At 55.9% G+C, this 12,060-nt stretch carries 13 protein-coding genes; all 13 read left to right on the forward strand.

Annotated elements, in window-relative coordinates:
• Positions 1-8: 8 nt before the first annotated feature.
• Positions 9-182, forward strand: a complete 174-nt coding sequence (rpmF, locus tag FND52_RS02615) for a 50S ribosomal protein L32 (protein ID WP_002435125.1) — start codon at positions 9-11, stop codon at positions 180-182.
• A gap of 73 nt (positions 183-255) precedes the next feature.
• Positions 256-1,353 carry a phosphate acyltransferase PlsX gene (gene plsX, locus FND52_RS02620; protein ID WP_125292108.1) on the forward strand — a complete coding sequence of 366 codons (1,098 nt, stop codon included), beginning with the start codon at positions 256-258 and terminating at the stop codon, positions 1,351-1,353.
• A gap of 6 nt (positions 1,354-1,359) precedes the next feature.
• On the forward strand, positions 1,360-2,313 hold the full coding sequence (locus FND52_RS02625; protein WP_144129218.1) for a beta-ketoacyl-ACP synthase III: 954 nt from the start codon (positions 1,360-1,362) through the stop codon (positions 2,311-2,313).
• Between the two features lie 18 nt (positions 2,314-2,331).
• Positions 2,332-3,261, forward strand: coding sequence for an ACP S-malonyltransferase (gene fabD / locus FND52_RS02630; RefSeq protein WP_144129219.1), 930 nt, complete (start codon positions 2,332-2,334; stop codon positions 3,259-3,261).
• Positions 3,262-3,274: 13 nt separating this feature from the next.
• Positions 3,275-4,009 carry a 3-oxoacyl-ACP reductase FabG gene (fabG, locus tag FND52_RS02635; protein ID WP_125292105.1) on the forward strand — a complete coding sequence of 245 codons (735 nt, stop codon included), beginning with the start codon at positions 3,275-3,277 and terminating at the stop codon, positions 4,007-4,009.
• 275 nt (positions 4,010-4,284) lie between these two features.
• Positions 4,285-4,521: an acyl carrier protein gene (gene acpP, locus FND52_RS02640; RefSeq protein ID WP_000103754.1), complete on the forward strand. Its 237-nt coding sequence runs from the start codon at positions 4,285-4,287 to the stop codon at positions 4,519-4,521.
• 83 nt (positions 4,522-4,604) lie between these two features.
• Complete coding sequence (gene fabF, locus FND52_RS02645) at positions 4,605-5,846, forward strand: beta-ketoacyl-ACP synthase II (RefSeq protein WP_125292104.1); 1,242 nt, start codon at positions 4,605-4,607, stop codon at positions 5,844-5,846.
• A gap of 105 nt (positions 5,847-5,951) precedes the next feature.
• Entirely contained in the window at positions 5,952-6,758 is an 807-nt protein-coding gene (gene pabC, locus FND52_RS02650) for an aminodeoxychorismate lyase (RefSeq protein ID WP_144129220.1), read from the forward strand.
• Positions 6,759-6,762: 4 nt separating this feature from the next.
• Positions 6,763-7,797: a cell division protein YceG gene (gene yceG / locus FND52_RS02655; RefSeq protein ID WP_144129221.1), complete on the forward strand. Its 1,035-nt coding sequence runs from the start codon at positions 6,763-6,765 to the stop codon at positions 7,795-7,797.
• On the forward strand, positions 7,775-8,410 hold the full coding sequence (gene tmk, locus FND52_RS02660) for a dTMP kinase (protein ID WP_125292101.1): 636 nt from the start codon (positions 7,775-7,777) through the stop codon (positions 8,408-8,410). Before yceG ends, tmk begins: the two co-directional genes overlap by 23 nt.
• Positions 8,410-9,417, forward strand: a complete 1,008-nt coding sequence (gene holB / locus FND52_RS02665; protein WP_144129222.1) for a DNA polymerase III subunit delta' — start codon at positions 8,410-8,412, stop codon at positions 9,415-9,417. Before tmk ends, holB begins: the two co-directional genes overlap by 1 nt.
• An 8-nt stretch (positions 9,418-9,425) precedes the next feature.
• Positions 9,426-10,214, forward strand: a complete 789-nt coding sequence (locus tag FND52_RS02670) for a metal-dependent hydrolase (protein ID WP_125292099.1) — start codon at positions 9,426-9,428, stop codon at positions 10,212-10,214.
• 305 nt (positions 10,215-10,519) lie between these two features.
• Positions 10,520-11,953: a PTS glucose transporter subunit IIBC gene (gene ptsG, locus FND52_RS02675; RefSeq protein ID WP_125292098.1), complete on the forward strand. Its 1,434-nt coding sequence runs from the start codon at positions 10,520-10,522 to the stop codon at positions 11,951-11,953.
• Positions 11,954-12,060: the final 107 nt, after the last annotated feature.

The following is a 12,060-nucleotide window of genomic DNA, read 5'->3' on the forward strand; positions in this document are numbered from 1 at the left end:
TAAGGTCCATGGCCGTACAACAGAATAAACCAACCCGTTCCAAACGTGGCATGCGTCGCTCTCACGATGCACTGACCGCTGTAACCAGCCTGTCTGTTGACAAGACTTCTGGTGAAACCCACCTGCGTCACCACATCACTGCCGACGGTTACTACCGCGGCCGCAAGGTTATCGCTAAGTAATCACGCGCAAGCGTGATTAAACTTAGCGTCGTTTCCCCGTTTACGCGGGGATATAACGTCGCCCGTCGATACCTTGACACGTCTAACCCTTGCGTTAGATGCCATGGGTGGGGACTTTGGTCCCTCCGTGACAGTGCCTGCAGCCTTGCAGGCACTGAATTCTAATTCGCAACTGAATCTCCTTTTAGTCGGCGATCCCGACGTCATTACTCCATTACTCGCCAAAGCTGATTTTGAACAACGCTCGCGTTTGCAGATCGTTGCGTCCCAGTCGGTTATTGCCAGTGATGTCAGGCCGTCTCAGGCGGTACGCAATAGCCGTGGTTCCTCTATGCGCATGGCGCTGGAGCTGGTTAAAGAGGGACGGGCGCAGGCCTGCGTCAGCGCGGGCAATACCGGCGCGCTGATGGGGCTGGCTAAGCTGCTGCTCAAACCGATTGACGGTATTGAGCGCCCGGCGCTGATGACGGTGTTGCCGCATCAGCAAAAAGGCAAAACCGTGGTGCTGGATTTAGGTGCCAACGTGGCCTGCGATAGCACGATGCTGGTACAGTTCGCCATTATGGGTTCAGTGATGGCTGAGGAAGTCCTTGGCATCCAGACGCCACGCGTGGCGTTACTGAATATCGGCGAAGAAGAAACCAAAGGTCTCGACAGTATTCGTGACGCGGCGGCACTGTTAAAAACCATGCCGTCGCTGAATTATATTGGCTATCTTGAAGCCAATGAATTGCTAACCGGCAAAACGGACGTGCTGGTGTGTGATGGTTTTGTAGGCAATGTCACACTCAAAACCATGGAGGGCGTTGTACGAATGTTCCTTTCTCTGCTCAAATCGCAGGGAGAGGGGAAAAAACGGTCGTGGTGGTGGCGTTTATTAAAGCACTGGTTACAAAAAAGCCTCTCAAGGCGATTCAGTCACCTCAACCCCGACCAGTATAATGGCGCCTGTCTGTTAGGATTGCGCGGCACCGTGATTAAGAGTCACGGCGCGGCCAATCAGCGCGCGTTTAGCGTGGCGATTGAACAGGCAGTGCAGGCGGTGCAGCGGCAGGTTCCTCAGCGGATAGCCGCTCGCCTGGAATGTTTATATCCCGCAGGTTTCGCATTGCAGGACGGCGATAACGCCCCTGCAGCGCCACCAGCGGATATATTACCCAAGAGTGACTGAGCGTACATGTATACGAAGATTATTGGCACAGGCAGCTACCTGCCTGAGCACGTGCGGACTAACGCCGATCTTGAAAAAATTGTGGAAACGACTGACGAGTGGATTGTCACCCGCACAGGCATTCGTGAGCGTCGTATCGCCGGTCCTGATGAGACTGTTGATTCCATGGGCTACCAGGCCGCGCTGCGCGCCATTGAGATGGCCGGTATCGATAAAGAACAAATCGGTATGGTTGTGGTGGCCACAACCTCCGCGACCCACGCCTTCCCAAGCGCAGCATGCCAGATCCAGGGCATGCTGGGCATTAAAGGCTGCCCGGCGTTTGATGTCGCCGCGGCCTGCGCGGGCTTTACCTATGCGCTGAGCATTGCCGATCAGTACGTGAAATCCGGCGCGGTGCAGTATGCGCTGGTGATCGGCTCCGACGTGCTGGCGCGCACCCTCGATCCGCAGGATCGCGGCACAATTATTCTGTTCGGTGACGGCGCGGGTGCCGTGGTACTGAGCTCGTCTGAAGAGCCGGGCATTATTTCGACCCACCTGCACGCTGACGGCAGCTACGGTGAGTTGCTGACGCTGCCAAACCACGATCGCGTGGTGCCGGAAAACCCTATCTATTTAACCATGTCCGGTAATGAAGTATTTAAAGTTGCTGTGACAGAGCTTGCGCATATCGTTGATGAAACGCTGGCCGCGAATCAGCTCGACCGCTCCTCGCTGGACTGGCTGGTGCCGCACCAGGCGAACCTGCGCATTATCAGCGCAACCGCCAAAAAACTCGGCATGTCGATGGATAATGTGGTGGTAACCCTGGATCGTCACGGCAATACTTCTGCCGCGTCCGTGCCCAGCGCGCTGGATGAAGCGGTGCGCGATGGCCGCATCAAGCCTGGCCATTTAGTGCTGCTTGAGGCCTTTGGCGGCGGCTTTACCTGGGGCTCGGCGCTGGTTCGTTTCTGATAAACAAGGATTAAAAACATGACGCAATTTGCATTTGTGTTTCCGGGACAGGGCTCCCAGGCTGTGGGCATGCTGGCAGATGTTGCCGCGCAATATCCCATCGTCGAAGAGACCTTCGCCGAGGCTTCTGCGGTTTTAGGTTACGATCTCTGGGCGCTGATTCAGCAGGGCCCTGCCGAAGAGTTAAACAAAACCTGGCAGACTCAGCCTGCGCTACTGACTGCTTCCGTCGCGTTATACCGCGTATGGCAGCAAAAAGGCGGAAAGGCCCCTGCGATGATGGCGGGTCACAGCCTTGGCGAATACTCCGCGCTGGTGTGCGCGGGCGTTATCGCGTTTAGCGATGCGGTCCGTCTGGTGGAGCTGCGCGGTAAACTGATGCAGGACGCGGTTCCGGAAGGCACCGGTGCCATGTCGGCCATTATCGGTCTGGATGATGACGCTATCGCCAAAGCCTGCGAAGAGTCGGCCCAGGGCCAGGTGGTATCGCCGGTCAACTACAACTCGCCGGGCCAGGTGGTGATCGCCGGTCATAAAGAGGCGGTTGAACGTGCAGGCGCAGCCTGTAAAGCCGCGGGCGCTAAACGCGCGCTGCCGCTGCCGGTGAGCGTGCCGTCGCACTGCGCGCTGATGAAACCCGCCGCCGAAAAACTGGCGGTAGAGCTACAGAACATCACCTTTAACGCGCCGGCGATCCCGGTGGTGAATAACGTTGATGTCGCCTGCGCCACCGATCCGGATGAGATCCGCAATGCGCTGGTGCGCCAGCTGTACAGCCCGGTGCAGTGGACCAAAAGCGTTGAGCTCATGGCTTCCCGTGATATCACCCATCTTTACGAAGTTGGTCCAGGCAAAGTATTGACCGGCCTGACTAAACGCATCGTGGACAGCTTAACCGCCTCCGCGATCAACGAGCCGGCAAGCCTGGCCGCAGCACTCGAGCAATAAAACGAGGAATACCATGAGTTTTGAAGGAAAAGTCGCGCTGGTTACCGGCGCAAGCCGCGGCATCGGCCGCGCAATTGCTGAAACCCTTGCGGCGCGCGGCGCGAAAGTTATCGGTACTGCCACCAGCGAAAGCGGCGCGCAGGCGATCAGCGACTATCTGGGTGCTAACGGTAAAGGTCTGATGCTTAACGTCACCGACCCGGCCTCTATCGAATCCGTGCTGGAAAATATTCGTAGCGAATTTGGTGAAGTGGATATTCTGGTTAATAATGCCGGTATCACTCGCGATAATTTGCTGATGCGCATGAAAGAAGAAGAGTGGAGCGACATCCTCGAAACCAATCTTTCATCCGTATTTCGTCTGTCAAAAGCAGTAATGCGAGCTATGATGAAAAAACGTCATGGGCGTATTATTACTATCGGTTCTGTGGTTGGTACCATGGGAAATGCGGGTCAGGCCAACTACGCTGCGGCGAAAGCGGGTCTTATCGGCTTTAGTAAATCGCTGGCGCGCGAAGTAGCGTCTCGCGGTATTACAGTGAACGTTGTTGCTCCGGGCTTTATTGAAACGGACATGACGCGCGCGCTATCTGACGATCAGCGTGCGGGTATCCTGGCGCAGGTTCCTGCGGGTCGCTTAGGCGATGCGAAGGAAATCGCCAGTGCGGTTGCATTCTTAGCTTCTGATGAAGCGGGTTACATCTCTGGTGAAACTCTGCACGTCAACGGCGGGATGTATATGGTTTAACCATGTTTATACCTCTCGCCGCCAGAGGCAGGACAAGCCGCTGAACAGATTCTCGTCTTCACAGTCTACTCTGTGAGCAAGAATGGTCAGAGATGGCTTAAAACCTGCCGTCTGAATGGGGAAGGGTATAAAATTATTTGCGTTATTAGGGCGATTGCCCGCAAAATAGCGTAAAATCGTGGTACGACCTGCCGGGATTTAGTTGCAACTTTTTCAACATTTTATACACTACGAAAACCATCGCGAAAGCGAGTTTTGATAGGAAATTTAAGAGTATGAGCACTATCGAAGAACGCGTTAAGAAAATTATCGGCGAACAGCTGGGCGTTAAGCAGGAAGAAGTTACCAACAATGCTTCTTTCGTTGAAGACTTGGGCGCTGATTCTCTTGACACCGTTGAGCTGGTAATGGCTCTGGAAGAAGAGTTTGATACTGAGATTCCGGACGAAGAAGCTGAGAAAATCACTACTGTTCAGGCTGCCATTGATTACATCAACGGCCACCAGGCGTAAGTGAACATCTCCAGGCGGTCACTCGACCGCCTGAGTTTTTTTATCCCACGAATCCCTTTTTTATCCCTCCCTGGAGGACAAACGTGTCTAAGCGTCGTGTAGTTGTGACCGGACTGGGCATGTTGTCTCCTGTCGGCAATACCGTAGAGTCTACCTGGAAAGCTCTCCTTGCCGGTCAGAGTGGCATCAGCCTGATCGACCATTTCGATACTAGCGCCTATGCAACGAAATTTGCTGGCTTAGTAAAGGATTTTAACTGTGACGACATTATCTCGCGTAAAGATCAACGCAAGATGGATGCCTTCATTCAATATGGAGTTGTTGCCGGTATTCAGGCCATGCAGGATTCTGGTCTGGAAGTGACGGAAGAAAACGCAACCCGGTTCGGTGCCGCTATCGGTTCCGGCATTGGTGGCTTAGGTCTTATCGAAGAAAACCACACCTCGCTGGTGGCCGGTGGCCCACGTAAGATTAGCCCGTTCTTCGTCCCGTCTACTATCGTAAACATGGTGGCAGGTCATTTGACTATTATGTTCGGCCTGCGTGGACCGAGCATCTCTATCGCCACGGCCTGTACTTCTGGCGTTCACAATATCGGCCATGCGGCGCGCATGATTGCCTATGGTGATGCGGACGCAATGCTTGCGGGCGGCGCTGAGAAAGCCAGCACCCCGCTGGGCGTGGGTGGTTTTGGTGCCGCTCGTGCACTCTCCACTCGTAACGACAATCCGCAAGCGGCAAGTCGTCCGTGGGATAAAGAGCGTGACGGTTTCGTGCTCGGCGACGGCGCGGGCATTATCGTGCTGGAAGAGTACGAGCACGCGAAGAAACGCGGCGCGAAAATTTACTGCGAAGTGGTCGGTTTCGGCATGAGCAGCGACGCTTATCACATGACCTCACCGCCAGATAACGGTGCGGGCGCGGCGCTGGCAATGACCAATGCCCTGCGTGACGCAGGTATTGAAGCGGGCCAGGTTGGCTACGTCAATGCTCACGGCACCTCGACCCCTGCGGGCGACGTGGCAGAAGCGCAGGCGGTGAAATCAGTATTTGGTGACTCAGCCCATCGCGTGATGGTCAGCTCCACCAAATCGATGACCGGTCACCTGTTGGGTGCAGCGGGCGCGGTAGAGTCCATTTTCTCTATCCTGGCGCTGCGCGATCAGGCTATCCCGCCGACCATCAACCTGGATAACCCGGATGAAGGTTGCGACCTGGATTTCGTTCCGCACGAAGCACGTCAGGTTTCCGGTATGGATTACGCCCTGTGTAACTCCTTCGGCTTCGGTGGTACCAACGGTTCATTGATCTTCAAAAAGATCTAACCGATTCTTTTTAAAGGCCCCTCTGTGGGCCTTTTCATCAGACTTCTCCTCTTGCCCCTCGCTTTACATCCTGCGACACTAGCGCGCTATCGGTAAGGAGCCCTCATGTTCTTAATCAATGGCACATGGCAACATACGCTGGCGGCTAACGATCGGGCGATCCAGTTTGGCGACGGGTGTTTTACCACGGCGCGGGTGATCGGCGGTCAAATTCAACTTTTTGATGCGCATTTGCAACGGCTGGCGCAGGCATGCGACAGGCTGGGCATCGCTTTTCCTGATGCCACCGTGCTGGGTGAAGAGATGCGCAGCATTGCTAAGACGCAGCAACTGGCGGTCCTGAAGGTCATCATTAGCCGTGGCGCGGGCGGGCGAGGCTACAGCACCACGGGCTGCGATTCGCCGACGCGTATGCTGTCCGTTGCGCCTTACCCGGCGTTTTATACCCAGTGGCGGGAGCAGGGCGTTACCTTAACTCAAAGCCCGGTGCAGCTTGGCCGCAATCCGCTGCTGGCGGGTATCAAGCATCTTAACCGGCTGGAACAGGTATTGATTCGGCGTCATCTGGAGCAAACGAATGCCCAGGAAGCGCTGGTGCTGGATAGCGAAGGCTGGCTGACGGAATGCTGCGCCGCTAACCTGTTCTGGCGCAAAGGTCAGCGCGTGTATACGCCGAAACTCGACCAGGCGGGCGTCAATGGGTTAATGCGCCAGCATATCCTGAGCCAGCTGAACCACAATGCCTGGCAAGTGGAGGAGGTGCGCGCCTTACTGAGCGATCTGGAAACGGCGGATGAGGTGTTTATCTGCAATGCGCTAATGCCGATTGTCCCGGTGAACCAGGCCATGCACACTCGCTACGCTTCCCGCGATCTTTACCACTATTTAGCCCCTCTTTGTGAGCCGAATTGAACCAATGAAGAAAATGCTGCGTTTTGTTTTGCTGATTATTATTGCCCTGGCGATTGCCGCAGGCGTTGGCTACTGGAAAGTACGCCAACTGGCGGACAGCCGTCTGCTCGTCAAGCAAGAAACCATTTTTACCCTGAAAGCGGGTACCGGCCGGCTGGCGCTGGGTAATCAACTCTCCGACGAAGAAATCATTAACCGACCACGGGTTTTCCAGTGGCTATTGAAAGTCGAGCCTGAGCTGTCGCATTTTAAAGCGGGTACCTACCGTTTTACGCCAGAGATGACCGTGCGCGACATGCTCAAACTGCTGGAAAGCGGTAAAGAAGCCCAGTTCCCGCTGCGGTTTGTTGAAGGCACCCGTCTGAGCGACTGGCTCAGTCGACTGCGCGAAGCGCCTTACATCAAGCACACTCTGAAAGACGATGAGTATGCAACGGTGGCCGAAGCCCTCGGGTTCGACAGCGCTAAATCTATTGAAGGCTGGTTCTACCCGGATACCTGGCTGTATACCGCCAATACCACCGACGTGGCTTTGCTAAAGCGCGCGCATCTGCGTATGGTAAAGGCCGTTGATAAAGCCTGGGATGAGAAAGCGGCAGGGCTGCCGTATCAGGATAAAGAGCAACTGCTGACCATGGCCTCGATTATCGAGAAAGAAACTGCGGTCGCCAGCGAACGTCCAGAAGTCGCTTCGGTGTTCGTAAACCGCCTGCGGATCGGCATGCGGCTGCAAACCGATCCCACCGTGATTTACGGAATGGGTAAAGATTATGAAGGCAATCTGACCCGTAAAGCGCTGGATACCCCGACGCCTTACAACACCTATATTATTAACGGCCTGCCGCCGGGGCCGATCGCCATTCCGGGCGAAGCCTCATTAATGGCTGCGGCGAAGCCAGCGAAAACGCCTTATCTTTATTTTGTCGCTGACGGCGATGGCGGACACACGTTTAATACCAACCTCGCGGACCATAACAAGTCGGTGCAGGATTATTTGAAAGTCATGAAGGAAAAAGATGGGCAAGTACATTGTCATTGAGGGATTAGAGGGAGCAGGGAAAACCACGGCGCGCAATGTGGTAGTGGAGACGCTGAAATCGCTGGGTATTGAGGATATGGCCTTTACCCGCGAACCCGGCGGCACCATTCTGGCGGAAAAACTGCGCAGCCTGGTGTTGGATATTAAATCCGTCGGCGACGAAGTGATTACCGACAAAGCAGAAGTGCTGATGTTTTACGCGGCGCGGGTGCAGCTGGTGGAAACCGTAATCAAACCGGCGCTGGCGCGCGGCGCATGGGTGATCGGCGATCGTCACGATCTGTCGACCCAGGCCTATCAGGGCGGTGGTCGCGGCATTGATGCCCATCTTCTCAGCACTTTACGCCAGGCCGTATTAGGCGACTTCGCCCCGGATCTGACGCTGTATCTGGACGTCGATCCGGTAATTGGTCTTAAGCGCGCCCGCGCGCGCGGCGATCTGGATCGCATCGAACAAGAGTCGTTTGATTTCTTTCATCGTACCCGCGCCCGCTATCTGGAACTGGCGGCGTCGGACAGCCGTATCCATACCATCGACGCGACGCAATCGCTGGAAGCAGTAACCCAGGCGATTCGTGAAACGGTGACGCGCTGGGTTAAGGAGCAGGCGTAATGAAATGGTATCCATGGCTGCGTCCTGCCTATGAGCAGCTGGTGGCGAACCATCAGGCTGGCCGTGGTCACCATGCATTACTGGTTCATGCCCTGCCGGGCATGGGGGACGACTCGCTGATTTATGCCCTTGGCCGCTGGTTAATGTGCCAGCAGCCGGACGGGCAGAAAAGCTGCGGGCAATGCCGCGCCTGCCAGCTGATGCAGGCCCAGACGCATCCCGATTACTATCTTATTGAACCTGAAAAAGGCAAAGCGACGCTGGGCATTGACGCGATCCGCGAAGTGACCGAAAAGCTGTACGATCGCGCCCGGTTGGGCGGTGCGAAAGTGGTGTGGATCAAAGATGCCGCGCAGCTGACGGAAGCTGCCGCCAACGCGCTGCTGAAAACCCTTGAAGAACCGCCGGAAAAAACCTGGTTTATGCTGGGCTGCCGCGCGCCGGAGCGTTTGCCCGCCACGTTGCACAGCCGCTGTTTATACTGGCACCTGTCGCCGCCGGAAGATCGCTGGGCGCAAGCCTGGCTGGCGCGTGAAACCGATGTGCCCCAGGATCAGCGTATTGCCGCCTTGCGGTTAAGCGGTGGCGCGCCCGCGGCGGCGCTGGAACTGCTGCAAACCAGCGGCTGGGCGCAGCGTCCGTTGCTGGCGGAACGTCTGGAACAGGCCATTGCTGCACGCGATGCGCTGACGCTGCTGCCCGACCTGCATCACGATGACGCGGCGATGCGCCTGCACTGGCTGGCGGCGCTGCTGCTGGACGCCATCAAGTGCCAGCAGGGGGCAGGGGGGTATAGCACCCATGTGGATTTATCCGCGAACAGCCAACGGCTGGCGACGTTGCTGCCCACTGACCGGTTGCAGTCGATGCTGAATCTGCTGCTGCCATGCCGCGAACAGCTTATCTCGGTCGCCGGGCTTAACCGCGAACTGATGCTCACTGAACTACTCTTAAACTGGGAACAGGTATGGCGCACTGGCGCACCGCTCCCGCATTCCCCTCTCTGAGAGACACTATGTTTTTAGTTGATTCACACTGCCACCTTGACGGGCTGGACTACAAGACGCTGCACGCCAGCGTTGACGATGTACTGGAAAAAGCCGCTGCGCGCGACGTGAAGTTTTGCCTGGCGGTAGCCACCACGTTGCCGGGCTACCGGGCGATGCGTGAAATGATTGGCGAACGCAATAACGTGGCGTACTCCTGCGGCGTTCATCCGCTGAATCAGGATGAGGCCTGGGACGTCGAACAACTGCGCCAGCTGGCGGCGGACCCGCGCGTGGTCGCCATGGGCGAAACTGGCCTCGACTATTACTACACCCCGGAAACCAAACCTCAGCAGCAGGAATCGTTCCGCAACCACCTGCGTATTGGCTGCGAGCTGAATAAACCGGTGATCGTCCACACCCGCGACGCCCGTGAAGACACCCTGGCGATCCTGCGCGAGGAAAACGTGACGGAATGCGGTGGCGTACTACACTGTTTTACTGAGGACAAGGAAACGGCAGCGAAGCTTCTCGATATGGGAATGTATATCTCGTTTTCCGGTATCGTGACGTTTCGCAATGCAGAGCAATTGCGCGAGGCCGCGCGATACGTACCGCTCGATCGTTTGTTGATTGAAACGGATTCCCCCTGGCTGACGCCAGTGCCTCATCGCGGCAAAGAGAACCAGCCAGCGTTAGTGAGAGATGTCGCTGAGTACATGGCTGTGCTTAAAGGGGTTTCCGTCGAGGAACTGGCGCGTATCACCACGCGTAATTTCTCCGAACTCTTCCATCTCGACCTCTCCCACCTCGCCTGATCCGCAGGCTCTCACAGTTATTTTAAAGCTCGTAATTAATATTTAAAGCGAGTAAAGTTCACCGCCTGAAAAAGGGCGGTGACGCTGCGTTTAGACACATCCAGACATCTCTAATGTAAAGAAATGAAAGTTTTTGGCCTGCGTTTTGCTGAAACGTGATAGCTGTCAAACAATGTTGAGCCTATTTATTTTACTCTGCGTAATAAATAAAGGGCACTTAGATGCCCTGTTTATGGCCTGTCTCTCCCCACAGGCTGATGCGTTAAACGCGTAAAAAGCACTAATACTCAGGAGCACTCTCAATTATGTTTAAGAATGCATTTGCTAACCTGCAAAAGGTGGGTAAATCGCTGATGCTGCCGGTATCCGTACTCCCGATCGCAGGTATTCTGCTGGGCGTCGGTTCCGCAAACTTCAGCTGGCTGCCAGCGGTGGTTTCCCATGTGATGGCAGAAGCGGGCGGTTCAGTTTTCGCCAACATGCCGCTGATTTTCGCCATTGGTGTCGCGCTTGGCTTTACCAATAACGATGGCGTTTCCGCTCTCGCCGCTGTGGTGGCTTACGGCATCATGGTGAAAACCATGGCTGTGGTTGCGCCGCTGGTTCTGCATCTTCCGCCGGAAGAGATCGCTGCTAAACACCTGGCCGATACCGGTGTGCTTGGCGGGATCATCTCGGGTGCGATTGCCGCCTACATGTTCAACCGTTTCTACCGCATCAAGCTTCCTGAGTATCTGGGCTTCTTCGCCGGTAAGCGTTTCGTGCCGATCATCTCTGGTCTGGCTGCGATCTTCACGGGCGTTATCCTGTCCTTTATTTGGCCGCCGATTGGCTCTGCTATCCAGACCTTCTCCCAGTGGGCTGCCTATCAGAACCCGGTAGTGGCGTTTGGTATCTATGGCTTTATCGAGCGCTGCCTGGTGCCGTTTGGTCTGCACCATATCTGGAACGTTCCTTTCCAGATGCAGATTGGCGAATACACCAACGCCGCAGGCCAGGTGTTCCACGGCGATATCCCGCGTTACATGGCAGGCGACCCGACTGCGGGCATGCTGTCTGGTGGCTTCCTGTTCAAAATGTACGGTCTGCCTGCTGCCGCGATTGCCATCTGGCACTCTGCTAAGCCGGAAAACCGCGCTAAAGTCGGCGGTATCATGATCTCCGCTGCGCTGACCTCGTTCCTGACCGGTATCACCGAGCCGATCGAGTTCTCCTTTATGTTCGTTGCGCCGATCCTGTACATCATCCACGCGATTCTGGCAGGCCTGGCATTCCCGATCTGTATCCTGCTGGGTATGCGTGACGGTACCTCGTTCTCTCACGGCCTGATTGACTTCATCGTTCTGTCCGGCAACAGCAGCAAACTGTGGCTGTTCCCGATTGTGGGTGCAGGCTACGCGGTGGTTTACTACACCATCTTCCGCGTGCTGATCAAAGCGCTGGACCTGAAAACCCCGGGTCGTGAAGATGCAACCGAAGACAGCAAAGCCACTGGTACCAGCGAAATGGCACCGGCTCTGGTTGCGGCTTTCGGCGGCAAAGAAAACATCACTAACCTGGATGCCTGCATCACTCGCCTGCGCGTTAGCGTGGCCGACGTGGCGAAAGTTGACCAGCCTGGCCTGAAAAAACTCGGTGCTGCGGGCGTGGTTGTTGCAGGTTCCGGCGTTCAGGCGATTTTCGGTACTAAATCCGATAACCTGAAAACTGAAATGGATGAGTACATCCGTAACAGCTAAGCGTTGTTCGGGGAGACTGAGGGAGCCGCAAGGCTCCCTTTTTTATTGCCTGCAATCCAGGCGGGGAAGGGACGTAAAAAAGGCGGTGACGCGTTAACGTCCCCGCC

Origin of the sequence: Atlantibacter subterraneus (genome assembly GCF_007570865.1) — a bacterium.
GTDB lineage: Bacteria > Pseudomonadota > Gammaproteobacteria > Enterobacterales > Enterobacteriaceae > Atlantibacter > Atlantibacter subterraneus.